The sequence below is a fragment of the Gillisella vitis genome (genome assembly GCF_021559775.1).
Classification (GTDB): domain Bacteria; phylum Pseudomonadota; class Alphaproteobacteria; order Rhizobiales; family Rhizobiaceae; genus Allorhizobium; species Allorhizobium ampelinum.
The window spans coordinates 515,921-531,869 of sequence record NZ_CP056047.1; the positions used below are offsets into that span (position 1 = coordinate 515,921).

Below are 15,949 nucleotides of genomic sequence, written 5' to 3' on the forward strand. Positions count from 1 at the left end.
ACATTGAGTAGGCCCGCTAGGAAATTACCCTCTGGGAAATCGCCCTCTAGGAAATAGAACGAATGACATCGCAATCCAATCCTCAGGCCGTTGCCACCCTGGACGCGGCTCTCGCTGATCTTGATCTCACCGCCCGTCTGCGTCTTGTGCAGGAGCTTGGCGGTCGGTCGGTGTTCACCACGAGCCTCGGTCTTGAGGATCAGGTGATTACGGCGGCAATCGGCCTTGCCGGCCTTTCCATTGAGGTTGCAACCTTGCAGACCGGTCGCCTGTTCAAGGAAACCCTCGATCTGATCGCCGAGACTGAAGAGCGTTTCGGTCTTTCCATCACGCAATATGCGCCCGATCAGGACGATATTGACGCCTATGCGGCAAAATATGGCTTGAACGGCTTTTACGAAAGCGTCGAAGCGCGCCATGCCTGCTGTCATGTGCGCAAGCTGGTTCCTCTGGCGCGGGCGCTGAACGGTGCTTCGGTCTGGGTGACGGGCTTGCGCCGCAGCCAGTCCGGCAATCGCGCCACCACGCCGTTCGCCGAATATGATGCGGAGCGTAACCTGATCAAAGTCAACCCGCTGGCCGATTGGTCGCTGGACGATATCAACGCCTATGTGGAAAATCAGGTCGTGCCGATCAATCCGCTGCATGCGCGTGGCTATCCCTCGATTGGCTGTGAACCCTGCACCCGTGCGATCAAGCCGGGCGAGCCCGAGCGGGCCGGCCGCTGGTGGTGGGAAAACGACGAGAAGCGCGAATGCGGCCTGCATGTGCCGGACGCTGCCATCCCATCGCTGAATTCCAGTTCCCTTTAACAGCCGCTTTCTGGGTTTTTGGCGAGGTTTTTCCCGTTCAAGGCTAGCCAAGACCAGTCATCGGCAACTAGGAATATGTTTTATGTCCGTACAGAGCCTGCCCCCGCAGCCGTCCTCGCAGCCCGCATCTGGGCCGCACGCATCTGGAAATCAAGTCATGCATTTGCACCAGTCCGAGTTTGATCCGCATTCCAAGGAGGTCGTGGCGCGTGCGCCGCTCGATCCGCATTTGAAGGCGCTGGAAAACGAGGCGATCCATATTTTCCGCGAAGTGGCCGGCGAGTTCGACAATCCGGTGATGCTCTATTCGATCGGCAAGGATTCCTCCGTGCTGCTGCACCTGGCGCGCAAGGCCTTTTATCCGGGCCGGGTGCCGTTTCCGCTGCTGCATATCGATACCGGCTGGAAGTTCAAGGAAATGATCGCCTTCCGCGATGAGATGGCGAAGCGCTATGATCTGGATCTGGTCGTCCATACCAATCCGCGTGGCAAGACCGAAGGTGTCACACCCTTTTCCCATGGCTCGGCGCTTTATACCGATATCATGAAGACCGAGGCGCTGCGTCAGGCGCTGGACGCCGGCAAATATGACGCTGCTTTCGGCGGTGCGCGCCGCGACGAGGAAGCCTCGCGCGCCAAGGAGCGGATCTATTCCTTCCGTACGCCCGACCATAAATGGGACCCGCGCAACCAGCGCCCGGAACTGTGGAATGTCTATAATGGCATGATCCGTCGGGGTGAAAGCGTGCGGGCCTTCCCGCTGTCCAACTGGACGGAAGTCGATATCTGGCGCTATATTCAGGCGGAAAACATTCCGCTGGTGCCGCTGTATTTCGCCGAAAAGCGGCCCTTCATTGAGCGCGATGGCATGATGATCCTGGCCGAAGACGAGCGGCTGGAACTGCTGCCGGGCGAAAAGGTCCAGCATGGCTCGATCCGCTTCCGCACGCTCGGCTGCTTCCCGCTGACCGGCGCGCTCCGATCCGAGGCCCGGACCCTGGATGACGTGATCGCCGAACTGGAAATTGCCACCGTCTCCGAGCGTCAGGGTCGCGCTATCGACCGTGACCAGTCCGGATCGATGGAAAAGAAGAAACGCGAAGGATATTTCTGAGATGACCGCAAGCGCAACCGCACTCGCCGCCAATCTGGCGTCCACATCGGATTTTTCCTCCAAAGAACCGTCGCAGGGGCTTTCCTTGGCAAATGTAGTCCCTCAGTCCGAGGCCGCCTATAGCGGCCGCGATTCCCGCCCCTTGCGTCTCATCACCTGCGGTTCGGTCGATGACGGCAAATCGACGCTGATCGGCCGGTTGCTATGGGATACCAAGGCGGTCAAGGAAGACCAGGCGGCAACGCTGCGACGCGATAGCGGCAAGCAGAACGATCTTGGCCTGCCGGATTTCGCGCTGCTGCTCGACGGTCTTCAGGCGGAACGCGAACAGGGCATCACCATCGATGTCGCCTATCGTTATTTCGCCACCGACAAGCGCTCCTTCATCGTCGCCGACACCCCCGGCCATGAGCAATATACCCGCAACATGGCAACCGGTGCCTCGACCGCCGATCTCGCCGTGCTGCTGGTCGATGCCCGCGCCGGTATTCTGGAACAGACCCGTCGCCATGCGACGATTGCCTCGCTGATGGGCATCAAGCAATTCGTCCTGGCCGTCAACAAGATCGACCTGACCAATTACGACAAGGCAGGCTTTGACGCCATCGTCCAGGAATTCAAGGACATCGCCTTGACGCTCGGCGTGCGCCAGACCACGGCCATTCCGATGTCGGCGCTGAAGGGCGAAAATGTCGTCTATTCCGGCCAGGAGCCGATGCCCTGGTATGACGGCCCGACGCTGGTGGAAGCGCTGGAACGCGCCACCTCGCGTTCGGCACAATCGACGGGTTTCCGCCTGCCGGTGCAGCGCGTGTCGCGTCCGGGTGAAAGCTTTCGCGGCTACCAGGGGACGGTGGCCGGTGGCGCGGTCAAGCCGGGCGACAGCGTCGCCATCCTGCCGTCGGGTGCCATTGCCAATGTCAAGCAGATCGTCACCTTCGATCTGGTGCGCAATGCGGCTGTGGCTGGCGATGCCATTACCTTGGTGCTCGACCGGCAGGTGGATGTATCGCGCGGCGACATGATCGTTTCGCTCGATGCCGAGCCACAGGTCGGCCTCGCCTTCGATGCGCAGCTGGTGGCTTTGCAGCCGGACGGCATTCTGCCCAATAAGCGCTACTGGCTGAAAAGCGGCTCACGCCGCCAGCGTGTCCAGGTCAAGCCAGTTCAGCAACTGGATCTGAAAAACGGCAAATGGGGTCCGGCGGAAAGCCTGGCGATGAACGCCATCGGCAAGGTGCATCTGGCCTTCGACGAAAAGGCGGTGTTTGACCCCTATGAGCAGAACCGCTCGACCGGCGCCTTCATCCTGATCGACCCCGACACCAACAACACGGTAGCAGGCGGCATGATCACCGCCAAGCGCTCGGATGTTGATGGCCTGAACTCCGGCGAAGCCCGCGTCCTTCTCTCGCTGCCCGCCGACCTCGCCGACCAACTCATGGCCACCGAACTGCTGGCCGCCCGCCGCGACGAAGTGGAACTGCGCCGCGTGACGACAGCTGCGGCGCGGGATTTGCTGGATGGGATTAAAGGGTAATTTTCATCGGCTGTATTGGCCGGTGAACTGATTTGTGAAAGCCGTCATGTGTTGGAGAAACGCATGGCGGCTTTTGTTTTTATCAATCGCGTGGGTTCTTTATTGGTATGAGAGGCTCGGTGAGGGCGGGGATATGCTTGCTTTCGGTGCGAGGCTGTCATGGATCGTGACGTAAAGCTCTCGGCGAATAATCCATTTCTGCAAAAACGTTTTGCGATGGAATTTTATTTGAAAATCCTAGGAATTTTGCGACACCATCGTGCGCCTGATGGCAGTCGGTGGGCGTTTGTAGACCTCCTGAAAAACGGCATTGAAGCGCCGGAGACTCCCAAAACCAGCTTGCAAAGCAATGTCGGTTATCGGTAGGTCTGTTTCTGTCAGCAGGCGCTTTGCCCGTTGCACGCGAGCCGTTTTTGCCACCTGCATCGGGCTTGCTCCGAGATGTTTTTGAAACAGCCGCGAGAGATGGCGTGCGCCAACGCCAACACGTTCCGCAAGCAAATCAACAGTTGCACCGCGCATATCAAGCGCTCCTTCTTCCCGAATGAGTCTGGCTGCCTTTTCAACGGTCGCAACGCTTCCCTTCCAGGCCGGACAGAAAGGGGCAGATTCCGGCCGACAACGCAGGCAAGGCCGATAGCCCGCCAGCTCCGCCGACGCTGCGCTGGGCAAGAACTCGACATTGCGGCGATAGGGAAGGCGCACCGGGCAGACACAACGGCAATAGATTCCAGTTGTTCGTACGCCGATGAAAAACCGACCGTCGAAACCGGGATCGCGTGCCAGCCACGCCTGCTCGCAGATGGAAATATCCAAATTCATGGCATCATTTTACACGAGTTCGACGCCCCTTAGAAGGACAGAGTCCGAATCCGGCGAGCGGCCAGCAGAGAGCAGGTTCAATCTGTCGTGACGCTTTAAGGCAGGATTACACAATGCAGAAAACACAAACTATGGGCATCTACGACTGGGCTCTCCTAATAATTCTATCCGTTCTGTGGGGCGGCGCCTTCTTCTTCTCCAAGGTTGCCCTTGCCGAATTACCGCCCTTCATTGTCGTTCTTGCGCGGGTCGCCATTGCTGCGTTCGCGCTGTTCATCTATCTGCGCGCAACCCGACAGGCCATTCCAATAGCAATTGGCACATGGGTCGCATTTTTCGGTATGGGCCTCTTGAACAATCTCATCCCGTTCAGCCTGCTTTTCTGGGGGCAAACGCAGATAGCCAGCGGCCTGGCGTCGATCCTCAACGCAACCACGCCAATCTTCTCGATCATCGTGGCACATTTCCTCACAACAGATGAACGCATGACCCTCAATAAACTCGCTGGCATTGTCTTGGGCTTCATGGGTGTCGCGCTGCTCATGGCGGGAAATGCCTTTTCATCGCATGCAGTTCCGTTCCTGGCTCTACTCGCCTGCCTGGCATCGGCTCTGTCATATGGGTTCGCGGGCGTCTTTGGTCGGCGCTTCCGACGGATGGGCATCGCGCCAGCGACAAGCGCATTTGGCCAAACGATGGCGACAACGATCATCATGATACCGATTGTCCTGCTGATCGACACGCCGTGGCTTTTGGTGATGCCGAGCGGTACAGTTATCGCAGCCCTTATCGGATTGGGATTATTATCGACCGCGCTTGCCTACATCATCTTCTTTCACATTCTCGCTGTTGGCGGCGCGATCAACAGTTCGCTTGTCACGTTGCTAATTCCTGTGAGCGCCATTCTTCTTGGAAGCCTTTTTCTGGGGGAGGTACTGGCGATCAACCATTTTGTTGGCATGGTTTTGATTTCTGTTGGTCTGCTGTTGATCGACGGTCGCCTGTTGCGATGTCTTCGCAGACAGAACTATATGAGCATTCGATGAAAGAAGTTCGTTATACATTTATGGACAGCCCAATTGGTCGCCTGCTGCTGGCAGGTGACGGCTACCACCTATCTCACCTTGGTTTTCCGAAGGGGAAAGGTGCCATCACGCTGCGACCGGAATGGAGGCCTGATGACAAGATCTTTGGCGACGTGAAGGGCCAGTTGCAGGCATATTTTGAAGGGACACGGCTGAATTTCGATCTGCCGCTCGATCTGCAGGGAACCAGCTTTCAGCTTTCTGTGTGGCGGGAGCTGACACGAATTCCGTTTGGCGCAACGATTAGTTATGGCGAATTGGCACGCCGCATAGATAATCCAGCGGCGAACCGGGCCGTCGGTGCTGCAAACGGCAACAATCCAATCCCGATTATTATTCCGTGCCATAGGGTCATTGGAGCGAATGGAAGTCTCACCGGATTTGGCGGCGGCATCGAAACAAAGAAGTGGCTTCTCGCATTGGAGCGAGCCAGCACTGTCAGTGATCAACTGCGATTGCTGTGAGGCGGTCGCGCTCACATAGGCCAGGCCCTTATAGCTGTCTGAAAACCAAAGGAACGGCCACGTAATCTCGTGGCAGCAGCGTGACGTCAATCGGCCGCCCGACCCCGTTCTATAGATAACGGCGGTCGCGTTCGGGGTCTGTCTACAGGTTTTGGGCTGATATTCAAGCCCCGGTTGGCGGCTGGTGAGCCACCGTATGGTTCATGGTTTGGGACGGCGGGTGGAGCCTCGGGCGATCAGCTCGAAACCGAGATCCGTCGTGTGTTTCTGGCGGATTTTGTCCTGGCTGCGGATGATCATGTCGGTGGCGCGGTAGCCGAGCTGATAGAGCGGGGTGCGCACCGTGGTCAGGCCTGGCACGGTGTGGGCGCAATAATCGAGGTCGGTGAAACTGCACAGTCCGAGCCGGTCGGGAATACTGATGCCGCGCCGCTGGCATTCAAACAGCAGGCCAAGCGCCAGGTCGTCATGACAACACAGGACGGCATCGACCTCGGGATCGGCGGCAAACAATGTGTCGAGCGTCTTGCCCGCTGATCCGAAGCAATCGTTCGCGTCCACATTGACTTCGAGATCAGGATTGTAAAGCCCTGCTTCCCTCAGCCTGTTGCGATAGCTCTCCAGCCGCATCCGCACCGGAATATCGGTACCGGTCGAGCAGAATGCGATCCGGCGATAGCCCACATCCAGCAGATGCCGGATGGCGACATCGGCGGCGGCGGCATTGTTGATGCCGATGGCCATATCGACCGGCGGATAGCTGATATCGATAAACTGCACGACAGGGCAGGGCGCATCATGCAGCATTTCCGTCACCCGCGGATCGACTTGCACGCCACCAATGATGATGCCTGTCGGCTTCTGCGCGAAAAACTGTCTGAGCTGGTAAAGCTCTTCATCGGGATCGTAGCGCGTATTCACATATTGGATGCGCAGGCCGGTGCCCCATGCCCGATCCTCGATACCCTTCATGACCTTGGGGAAAATATTGGTGCCCAGCAACGAGGACAGGACGCCGATCGTATTGCTGTTTCTGCTCGCCAAGGCCCGCGCGGCGTAGTCGGGCACATAGCCGAGTTCCTCGACGATTTTCAGAATCGTTTCGCGCAGTCCTGGAGAGACTTTTTCCGGCTTGTTCAGCGCCCTTGAAATGGTAATCGGGCTAACGCCGACTTTCTCCGCAACTTCGTTCAATGTCAGGCGATTGCCCGACGCCCTGATTTTTTTCCCCACTCTGCCCCCGGTCATTTGCTTGCCCACTCATTTGCCAGCACTGCGGATATTCACTTGGCTGAACGATCCGTCTATCGGGATCGGCAAGGATCATGCAGGCCGTTATCGCCGATTGTGCCCTCCGCTTTTGATTTCCTGTCGGAAATCATTGAAAACGAGCCATGTTCGTTACTTTGAAGATATCTGAAGCCATTGATTCTGATGGGATTTTAAATCCTCTGAAATCTGCCGCATGTCTGGATACCTTTAAGCAAAAGGCTTTTATGTCGGTTCATGTCATGCACCCCTCCCAAGGCTCCCACCCACCGGTTTTTTCCAAGAAATAGACCGGATAAATATTGACACATTCTAATAAGCACTTCAGAACAAGACAACCTGAACTTAAGAGTAAAGCAACTAAAAATTGCTGAATTCCTCGTCCTTTACATTAAAGGCGTGGACGCGGCAGTCAGAAAAGATCGGTAAGCTAGCTTGGCCGTACTGTGTTTCCATGAGAGTGTTGCTCGGTTCCGGTTGGCGCTACGGATGAAATTATACAACAGAAATAAGCTATTATAGCGAATATTCATACAACATATATGCAGCAAGTCCTCGCAAAGCGCCTTGCGTTTTATCAAGTGCGCGAAGGATGTTTTGCGGCAACTTTCCTGAAATCGATTCCGACCGGAGAATTTATGCGGTATGGGGTGAGAGAGACTATGGTTTCCAGCTGCAAGGCTGTACATGCATTGAAAGCTGACACTGTCCGGTCATCGACCGGGGTTTTTGATGCCTTTGAGATCGTGGAAATTTTGATACCTGCTGCACAATTCCAGAACTCGCCATCGGTTTCAGACATTGTTCAGCAGAAGATCTGGAGACGGCGCATTCCGCATGACCATCCGTTTCATTCGTCCCGTTTCCATCGCCGCCCGCTGGGCCTGGCGGCTGGCGTTTTTGTCCCTGCTGTTGCTGGTGGTGGCCTGGCTTGGGTTCCGTTTCGGCCCGCTGTCCATGCCGAGCTTCGTGCTTGTGGTTCTGCTCTGTGGCGGGTTGGCGGCGCTATCGGTGCCGTTTGCTCTCTGGGGCCTGTGGCGGCTCTGGTCGATCGGCGCAAAGGGCGGCTTGGCTGCCAGCCGGGCGTTGGTCATCGCGGCTCTGCCGCTTTCGGTGCTGGGGCTAGCCGCTGAGCGCTACCAGACCCGGCCGGAGCTTTATGAAGTGGTCAGCGACCCCACCGATCCGCCCGGCTGGATCTTGTCCCCAGCGTCGAAATCCAGCTGGCTGCCGCGCCCACTGAGCGATGCCGTTGTTCAAGCCCGTCTACAGGCCGAGGCCTATCCGACCCTGACCGTGCGCCGCTATGACGGGGCGTTGGACCGGGTCTATCAAGCGGTGCGCAAAGTGGCGTCCGACCAGCGCTGGAGCGTAACGGCCACGCGCGGGGCCGCTTATGCCCGCCCGGATTTTCAGGCCCCGGCAACAGTCTCCGGGACACAAACCGGGCCTGCACCCGTGCCGGTGCCAACCCCGCGTCCACAGCCGCAGGCCCAGGATCTCATTCCCGATAACGAGCCGCCCGGGGTGATCCGCATCCAGGCCACCACCCGCAATTTCATTCTTGGCTTCCCCTTCGATATTCTCATTCGGTTGCGGGAAGAAGAGGAAACGGTGTTGGTCGATATCAGAGTTTCCAGCCGCTACGGTCCCCACGATCTCGGTTTTGCCGCCGCCATCGCCAATGGCTACCTGACGGCGTTGGATGGCGAATTGCTGGGTATCGCCAGCCAGTGATCGCTGATCGGACCGGTGATATCTTCAGCTCATGTGCTGATCAAGCCGGGTGAAACCGGCTGTCGGCCAAGGCTGGCCCTTCGCATTGGACAGCGCCCCGTGCCACCAGATCTTCCAGATGCGCCAGAATAGACAGGGCAGCGGGCTTATAGAGATCGGGGCTGATATTGTGGTAAATGGCGGCCAACATCTCGTCTATCGTCCTGTCTCCGGCCTGAACGCGGCCAAGAATGGTCTCTTCGCGGTTCAGTCGATGGCCTTTCAGCCGGGAGACGTGGTCGAGGGGAGACAGAACCGGCCCACCATGCCCGGGCAGATAGGCCAGATCGTCGCGCGCCAGCAGAACATCCAGCGAGGCCATGTAATCGCGCATCGATCCGTCGGGTGGCGCAATCACCGTTGACGCCCAGGCCATGACATGATCGCCGGAAAACAGGATGCCGGTTCCAGCAAGCGCGAAGGCGGCATGGTTGGCGGCATGGCCGGGGGTCAGCACGGTTTCCAGTGCCCAGCCATCCCCCTCCAGCCGCTCGGTATCGCCAAGGGTGATGTCAGGAGCGAAATCCCGGTCGCCGCTCTCGGTAAACGCCGCCGTCTCGCCAGGGTGCAAGGGGCGCGCCAGCCGGTGTCGGCCCTCGGCCACCAGCTTTGCTCCGGTCAGGTCTTGCAGCCGCAGGGCAAGGCCGGAATGGTCGCGGTGGGTATGGGTGACGATGATATGGCTGACTTCGCGACCGCGCAGCGCCAATTGCAAAGCATGGAAATGCGCAGGGTTATCGGGGCCGGGATCGATCACACAGACCGATTTTTCACCGATGATATAGGTGTTCGTGCCCATATAGGTCATGGCGGAAGGATTATTGGCGGTGACCCGTTCGACGCCATTGATAATGGGCACGCGGCGTCCATGGTCGGCACGATAATCGGTGCTTATTTGTGGCTGGCTGATATGGGGCTGGCTTGTCATGATCTATCAAAACTCAAGGGCGAACGGTGCCAGGAACAGACATGGCAGGCCCCTCATTTATATTCGATTTCAATAAAGCTCATCGGCCGCGTGCCGCCATTGACGACATTGTGCTCCACGCCCGCCTCGCGCCGGTAAGCCTCGCCAGCCCGGCTGGTGACGCGTCGTTCGCCGGCTGTGTCCTCGATCAGGAAGTCGCAATCCGTCATTGGCACCACGACATAGCCAAGTCCATGGACATGATGGCCGGTGGCGGCCCCCGGCTCGAAATCCCAGCGCGTCACCCGCACCACGGCATCATCGATCAAAAGCGTGGAAATGGCAGGCGGGCGAGCGGAATATCCGGGCATGTCGAAATCCTTATCCTGCAAGCGTGTCTCGAAAAAATTCTATGATAAGCATGCTGGTTGCGGAGTAAAGCTGTTGACGCGCCAAAAGAAAGCACCCCGTTCCAGGGAAGGGGTGCTCCATTTTTCAGATGGGAAAACAGATCAGGCGGCGCGCCGCTCATGACGGCCTTCTTCGACTTCCTCGACGATTTTCGCGACGAACGCATCGAGATCGCCTGGATTTCGCGAGGTGATAATGCCCTGATCGGCAACCACGGTCTGGTCAACCCAGCGGGCACCGGCATTTTTCACATCGGTGCGGATCGATGCATAGGACGTTGCCTGACGGCCGCGCAATGCATCAGCTTCAACCAGCAGCCAAGGCCCATGGCAGACAGCAGCGACGACTTTGCCGGAGGCGACGAAATCGCGCACCAGTTGGACGGCCTTGGCATCGGCCCGCAGGATATCCGGATTGATCTGGCCACCGGGAATAACCAGCGCATCGTAATTGCTGGCAGAAGCCTCTTCGACAGTGAGGTCGACATCGACCGTGTCACCCCAGTTCTTGTCGTCCCAGCTTTTGATCGGCTGCTTTTTCAAGGAGGCGATGGTCACGGACGCGCCCTTGGCCTTCAACTGATCCAGCGGAACCCGCAATTCCGAACGCTCATAGCCATCAGTGGCAAGAATAAGGATCTTTGCTTCATTAATCTTTGTCATCTCTAAGTCCTTTTCTGTTTCGTGGTGGTTCATCATCACAACAGATGGGGCGGGGGATCGTTCCGAAATTTATTAACCTTTGAAAGACGATACTCCTCGACGCTTTCCACGAAAAATATCAAATCAGCGATTGCAGCCCGTGCGCGCTTTTGCTAATGACCGGCATGCCAAACGCGCGGCATCATTGATCCGCGTGCATTGTGATGGGGCGTAGCCAAGCGGTAAGGCAGTGGTTTTTGGTACCGCCATCCCTGGTTCGAATCCAGGCGCCCCAGCCACTGCTTCGATGCCACATCGTTGAGATCGACGTCAGAAGGCTGATGGTCGAAAACAAAAGTGGATTGCCTTAGAAAACGGGTGAGACTTTTGCTGGACGAACGCCTGAAACGGGCTTTTGAAAGCCCGCCCTCTCAAAAAATAAGCTTGAGCAGCAAGACGACGACGATCAGACCGATCAGGAAAATGGCCCCGATCGTGCCACCAATGAATTTCAGCATTTTTCTACTCCTTCGATTGTCAGCAGCCGATAGAAGATGCGATCCGCGACTGACTGTTTCAGGTCTTTCAACGATCTAGGCTGACTTGAGTTCCAATCCCGACCAGGCGATGACGTTTCTGGACCATTGCCGCTGCCTGGTAAATTCAATGAGAGATCGCTGTTTCATGGTTTGCCAATGCATACCAGATCGATTACCTATGCCGCCGAAAAGCATGCTTTGAAGGTTGTGGGCCGTGAATGTAGATTTTCAGGATAGTGTCGGGCATGGCATATCCTTCAAATATTCCCCGACATCGTTATCTGCCCTGACGCTGGATGAGCTGCGGCATCTCATTTCCGAACTCAATATGTTTTCCGAACAGTTGGGCTGCGTGGTCTTCGAGGGAGATGGATCGAGCAAGACCGATCTGGTGATCTTCGGCGGAAATCTTGAGCGCTTTTCGATGCTGTCGGTGGCCCGAGGCCTCGGATCAAGGGTTTTCTATTTTCAGGATACGGTCAGCTGGTGGTATGGCGGGTCGAACTTGCTGCCGGATATCGATGGCATTGCGTCCTTTTTACGTCGCTATATCGGGCGCCAATTTATTGGGAGCCGGCCCTGTCTGGTGTTTGGCCAGTCTTCCGGCGGCTATGCGGCGCTTGCGCTTGGTGCCATGTGCCCCCATTACGACGTGCTTGCCTGTTCACCGCAAACCTTTGCCGATGCGGAGTTGAAGCGCCGTTTGCAAATATCACCCTCGCTGGCGGTGCAGCATACGCCAGATCACCTGCTCGATATCGAGGATTTGTATAGGGCTTCCACCCGGACGGGCATGGCCGCAGCAATTTTTTCAGCCTCGGAATTTACCAATCCGTATTATAATCATTTCTGGATGGACCATTTGCACATGGCTAAGGTCGCGCATGTGGCATCGATTGACGTATTTCTGGCTGCCTCGTCCAACCACTCGATTGTCTTTCAAAGAGCGCGGCTGTTTTCGGAGTTCCTGAAAGAGCTTCTGGAAGCGGGAGGAAAGAAGGCCCGCGTCAAGCAAGAGATCGTTCAAAGACTGGTACATGCCATCCAGCCCTCGGACGCGCCGGACGAGTAAGGTCATACTCTGTCGACAATAGCCTCTTCAAGGCTTGGTGCCAGATGGCGACCGAAGTTGAGCCTCGATGGCGACCTTGTCTATGACCGACCAGACATTGGCGATTTTCGATCCGTTGAAGTCATAGAAGACGTTTTCGGTAAAAGCCACCCGGCGCCCATTGACGGGCACTCCCAGAAACAGGCCTTTGGGAGAGCAATCAAAGCAGAGGCGCGCGGCAATCTGCTGTGGCTCGCAGACGATCCGTTGAATGTCGAACCGCAGGTCCGGTATATCGATAAAGTCTTGAACCAACATGTCGCGGTAGCCATGAAGCTTGAGCAAGCGGTCGTTGTGGCGAACCTCGGCATCGACAAAGATGCCCAATTCATCCCAGGCCTGGCGGTTGAGGCAATCGATATAGGCACGGTACTGGTCTACAAGCTGTTTTACCGGCATTTTGGCCCTCCTTGTTGGTGATCATCGGAACATGCCTGACTCAGGGATTTGCTGCTGCGGCTTTTGTCGTTGTCTTCCTGGCTTGGCGCAGACCTCGTTACGCGCAGATGGCGCACCGCGATACCTGCGGGGATGTGACCGGCGGCATGCTTTGGCACGCCGATGCGCTGCGAAAGGTAGATGCTGGAATGGCCGCTGGTGAGATAGGCGGTGAAACAGGCGACAGCGAGATAGACGGCATGGGTGGCGCCGAACAGCTCCAGGCCCATGATCATGCAGGCAAGCGGTGTATTGGTGGCCCCGGCAAAAACGGCGACGAAGCCGAGGCCGGCAAACAGGTCTGTCGGCGCGCCGGTCAGGCCCGCCAATGCATTGCCAAGTCCCGCCCCGATGAAGAACAGTGGCGTGACTTCACCGCCCTTGAAACCGGCACTGAGGGTAACGACGGTAAACAGCGCCTTCCAGGCCCAGCTCCATGCATCCACATGATCCGGGCGGAAAAAGCTGAGAATGGTGACATCGCCCGGATTGGGTGACCAGACGCCCAGCCCCAGATAATCGCGGGTGCCGAGCAGCCAGACCAAGGCAAGCAGAATGGCGCTGGCCAGCACCGGACGCAGGGGTGCAGAGGGAAGCAAGGCTTTGTAAGCAGCACCTGCCAGATGCGAAATCTCGGCAAAACCATGTGCCGCCAGCCCAAATACGGCTCCGGCAAACACCACCTTGAGCATGATCAGTGCGTCGAGATGAAACCCGCCGCTATCCGGCATGTTCTTGAGATAGGCGATGACGTAATGGGTATGGCTCGCCCCCCAGGCCTGGCAGGTCCAGTCGGCCACCACGGCAGCCAGGAGAGCCGGGAGCAGGGCCTCATATTGCATCCGGCCAATGGTCAGCACTTCCAGGGCAAACACCGCGCCAGCAATCGGCGTGCCGAAGACCGCGCCGAAGCCTGCGGCAATCCCGGCCATCAGCAGGATGCGGACATCGCCTTGTGCCAGCCGGAAGAGCTTTGCAAAGGCGCTGGCAAGGCTACCGCCGAGCTGCACCGCCGTGCCTTCCCGTCCCGCGGAACCGCCGACCAGATGGGTCAAGACCGTGCTCACCAGAATGAACGGCGCCATGCGTAACGGCACGCCGCCGCCCGGCTCGTGGATCTGCTCGACGATCAGGTTGTTACCGCCTTCTGCCGCTTTGCCAAAGCGCTGATAGGCCCAAACCATGGCAAACCCGGCAATTGGCATGGCATAGATCAGATCGGGATAGGCAAACCGCTGCCGCGTTGCCTCATCCAGGCTCCACAGAAACAGGGCGACGAGCGAGCCAACCATGACGGCCATCGGCACCGTGACGGCGATCCATTTTGTCAGGCTGCGGATCTGGTGCAAACGAAGACCAATAAATAAACGAAGGTCAGGAAATGCTGGGATCGTCCTCATTTTGACGCTCCCGAAACGGTAAATTCAATTGGAAAAAACAGCCTGGAAATTCTGGACATGACTCTACCCCTTCGCCTTGGCGTGTTGAGTAGGAGTCATCGGCTTCATCAAGGAAGCGGTTCGGCTTCGTGCCCGGCAGAATCCATTGCCGTTACAGTCGAATATCGATTGACACCCATGAAAGTCAATGGGGGCAGGACGGAGGGCGCGGTTTTTTCATCGTTGATAGCATCGTTCTGTTTCGGTTTTGCCGCACGATGCTCTCGTCGCAGCGATGTCTGCAACCAAGGGCAAAATCCAGAAAGTTAATCGCAAAAGCGCGTTGTTTATCCTCCGTTCACCATCTTCCTTGGGCAGGACTTAACCTTAACGGCCCTATAAATCATCCATCCGCTTTTACGAAATTCGGTCTTTTGGGAACGTCTGGCGGGGGCGTCTGTTTGGGGAAATTCTGACTTTGGAGCCGTTGAACGTGGTTGCCTGCGCATCCACGAACCGTTTCCTGTTGTCGTCGGGTGACTGGATGTTTGCAGCCCTCGCGACAGCGAGGTGACATGCTGTCCAGTATTGCGGACGGCTTGTGTTTCGCCTGTTTTGTATTGAGCCTGTTTTGTACTGAGCCCGTTTTGTACTGAGTATGTGAGTGAGCGTATGACGAGTAAAAACACCAATGTTGCGGCGTATACCGCGCTTCAAAGCCTGCGCCATACAGTGTCCAGCCGCGATGATAGTCAGGCGCGGGTCACGACCGGTTACCGGGTCGCCACCGCGGCTGATGATGCCGCCTATTGGTCGATTGCCACGACGATGCGCTCCGACAATCGATCCTTGTCTGCGGTGCAGGATGCCTTGTCCATGGCCGCTGGCGTGCTGGACACGGCTGAAAGTGGCATGAGTACGTCGACCGATCTGATGATGGATGTGAAGGCGCGTCTGGTGCTGGCGCGTGAAGGCGGCACCTCACGCGACAAGATCAATACCGAACTGGACGAGATCCGCGATCAGTTCCGCTCCATCGCCGAATCCTCCTCCTTTTCCAAGGAAAACTGGCTATTGCGCTCTTCCACGAGCGACAAGGACAATCGCAATCTGGTCGGCTCCTTCGTGCGTGATGGCGAAGGCCGGATCAGCATCAACACGATTGATTACAATGCTGGCGGCGATCCGGGCACGTCCGAGGTCAATTACCTGATCGACGATCTGGATGGGGAAGGGGGTATTCTCACCGGGTCCGGCTTTGCGACGGAGCTTGGCACGGCCAAGACCTGGGTGATGTTCAATGGCTCCAAGGCCTCTACGACCCATGACGAGATCAGGCTGGAAGACAGCACCACGAATGCCGATATCGATGACATGATCAAGGTGGTCGATGCCATGGCCGAACGGATGAATGGCGTAGCGAGTACGCTGGGTGCGATGAGCAACCGGGTGGAGATGCAGTATGAATTTTCCAAGGACCTGCAAGGCTCGATCAGCAAGGGCGTCGGCAATATGGTCGATACCGACATGAACCTGGAATCGAGCCGCCTGAAAGCCCTCCAGGCCAAGGAGCAACTCGGCATCAAATCCCTGTCTATCGTCAATACCAGTGTGCAATCCCTCTCGCAGTTGTTGTAACTG

At 57.2% G+C, this 15,949-nt stretch carries 16 protein-coding genes, 1 tRNA gene and 1 riboswitch; of the genes, 9 read left to right on the forward strand and 8 right to left on the reverse strand.

Annotated features, from left to right (window positions below):
* Nucleotides 1-62: 62 nt before the first annotated feature.
* The 3 genes from AVCG78_RS02330 (at nt 63) to cysN (ending at nt 3,466) form a co-directional block, all read left to right on the forward strand.
* Nucleotides 63-812: a phosphoadenylyl-sulfate reductase gene (locus AVCG78_RS02330; RefSeq protein ID WP_071585004.1), complete on the forward strand. Its 750-nt coding sequence runs from the start codon at nt 63-65 to the stop codon at nt 810-812.
* Nucleotides 813-969: 157 nt separating this feature from the next.
* Nucleotides 970-1,926 carry a sulfate adenylyltransferase subunit CysD gene (gene cysD / locus AVCG78_RS02335; protein ID WP_041696300.1) on the forward strand — a complete coding sequence of 319 codons (957 nt, stop codon included), beginning with the start codon at nt 970-972 and terminating at the stop codon, nt 1,924-1,926.
* Between the two features lies 1 nt (nt 1,927).
* Nucleotides 1,928-3,466: a sulfate adenylyltransferase subunit CysN gene (cysN, locus tag AVCG78_RS02340; RefSeq protein ID WP_081355437.1), complete on the forward strand. Its 1,539-nt coding sequence runs from the start codon at nt 1,928-1,930 to the stop codon at nt 3,464-3,466.
* Nucleotides 3,467-3,703: 237 nt separating this feature from the next.
* Here cysN and AVCG78_RS02345 read toward each other — a convergent pair whose 3' ends face one another.
* Nucleotides 3,704-4,288 carry a bifunctional transcriptional activator/DNA repair enzyme AdaA gene (locus AVCG78_RS02345; RefSeq protein ID WP_071202687.1) on the reverse strand — a complete coding sequence of 195 codons (585 nt, stop codon included), beginning with the start codon at nt 4,286-4,288 and terminating at the stop codon, nt 3,704-3,706.
* Nucleotides 4,289-4,401: 113 nt separating this feature from the next.
* Between AVCG78_RS02345 and AVCG78_RS02350 the strand changes: the two genes are divergently transcribed.
* Both AVCG78_RS02350 and AVCG78_RS02355 read left to right on the forward strand, forming a co-directional pair.
* Complete coding sequence (locus AVCG78_RS02350; RefSeq protein WP_071202689.1) at nt 4,402-5,334, forward strand: DMT family transporter; 933 nt, start codon at nt 4,402-4,404, stop codon at nt 5,332-5,334.
* Nucleotides 5,331-5,837: a methylated-DNA--[protein]-cysteine S-methyltransferase gene (locus AVCG78_RS02355; protein ID WP_071202691.1), complete on the forward strand. Its 507-nt coding sequence runs from the start codon at nt 5,331-5,333 to the stop codon at nt 5,835-5,837. The genes AVCG78_RS02350 and AVCG78_RS02355 overlap by 4 nt, the downstream gene beginning before the upstream one ends.
* Nucleotides 5,838-6,038: 201 nt before the next feature.
* Here the strand turns inward: AVCG78_RS02355 and AVCG78_RS02360 are convergent, their stop codons facing one another.
* The gene (locus AVCG78_RS02360) at nt 6,039-7,085 is read right to left on the reverse strand and encodes a LacI family DNA-binding transcriptional regulator (protein WP_071202955.1); all 1,047 of its coding nucleotides are present in this window, start codon (nt 7,083-7,085) and stop codon (nt 6,039-6,041) included.
* Between the two features lie 858 nt (nt 7,086-7,943).
* Here AVCG78_RS02360 and AVCG78_RS02365 point away from each other — a divergent pair.
* Complete coding sequence (locus AVCG78_RS02365) at nt 7,944-8,843, forward strand: DUF1499 domain-containing protein (RefSeq protein WP_071202694.1); 900 nt, start codon at nt 7,944-7,946, stop codon at nt 8,841-8,843.
* A 40-nt stretch (nt 8,844-8,883) separates the two neighbouring features.
* Here AVCG78_RS02365 and AVCG78_RS02370 read toward each other — a convergent pair whose 3' ends face one another.
* From AVCG78_RS02370 to AVCG78_RS02380, 3 genes are all read right to left on the reverse strand, one after another.
* The gene (locus AVCG78_RS02370) at nt 8,884-9,792 is read right to left on the reverse strand and encodes an MBL fold metallo-hydrolase (protein ID WP_409065488.1); all 909 of its coding nucleotides are present in this window, start codon (nt 9,790-9,792) and stop codon (nt 8,884-8,886) included.
* Between the two features lie 71 nt (nt 9,793-9,863).
* A complete protein-coding gene (locus AVCG78_RS02375) occupies nt 9,864-10,160 on the reverse strand; it encodes a cupin domain-containing protein (RefSeq protein WP_015915229.1) in 297 nt (98 codons plus the stop codon).
* A 141-nt stretch (nt 10,161-10,301) separates the two neighbouring features.
* Nucleotides 10,302-10,862, reverse strand: coding sequence for a type 1 glutamine amidotransferase domain-containing protein (locus AVCG78_RS02380; RefSeq protein WP_015915230.1), 561 nt, complete (start codon nt 10,860-10,862; stop codon nt 10,302-10,304).
* Between the two features lie 204 nt (nt 10,863-11,066).
* Between AVCG78_RS02380 and AVCG78_RS02385 the strand changes: the two genes are divergently transcribed.
* A tRNA-Gln gene (locus AVCG78_RS02385) sits at nt 11,067-11,140 on the forward strand.
* Between the two features lie 132 nt (nt 11,141-11,272).
* On the opposite strand, the gene AVCG78_RS27440 is transcribed toward AVCG78_RS02385, so the two are convergent.
* A complete protein-coding gene (locus AVCG78_RS27440; RefSeq protein WP_444875226.1) occupies nt 11,273-11,359 on the reverse strand; it encodes a small membrane protein YohP in 87 nt (28 codons plus the stop codon).
* 235 nt (nt 11,360-11,594) lie between these two features.
* Here AVCG78_RS27440 and AVCG78_RS02390 point away from each other — a divergent pair, with 235 nt between their 5' ends.
* Nucleotides 11,595-12,452, forward strand: a complete 858-nt coding sequence (locus AVCG78_RS02390) for a hypothetical protein (protein WP_071202698.1) — start codon at nt 11,595-11,597, stop codon at nt 12,450-12,452.
* 27 nt (nt 12,453-12,479) lie between these two features.
* Here AVCG78_RS02390 and AVCG78_RS02395 read toward each other — a convergent pair whose 3' ends face one another.
* Both AVCG78_RS02395 and AVCG78_RS02400 read right to left on the reverse strand, forming a co-directional pair.
* The gene (locus AVCG78_RS02395) at nt 12,480-12,890 is read right to left on the reverse strand and encodes an ester cyclase (protein ID WP_071584838.1); all 411 of its coding nucleotides are present in this window, start codon (nt 12,888-12,890) and stop codon (nt 12,480-12,482) included.
* A complete protein-coding gene (locus tag AVCG78_RS02400; RefSeq protein ID WP_071202702.1) occupies nt 12,881-14,329 on the reverse strand; it encodes a voltage-gated chloride channel family protein in 1,449 nt (482 codons plus the stop codon). Before AVCG78_RS02400 ends, AVCG78_RS02395 begins: the two co-directional genes overlap by 10 nt.
* An 82-nt stretch (nt 14,330-14,411) precedes the next feature.
* Nucleotides 14,412-14,488: riboswitch (Fluoride riboswitch) on the reverse strand.
* 492 nt (nt 14,489-14,980) lie between these two features.
* On the opposite strand from AVCG78_RS02400, the gene AVCG78_RS02405 reads away from it, so the two are divergent.
* Entirely contained in the window at nt 14,981-15,946 is a 966-nt protein-coding gene (locus tag AVCG78_RS02405; RefSeq protein ID WP_071202706.1) for a flagellin N-terminal helical domain-containing protein, read from the forward strand.
* Nucleotides 15,947-15,949: the final 3 nt, after the last annotated feature.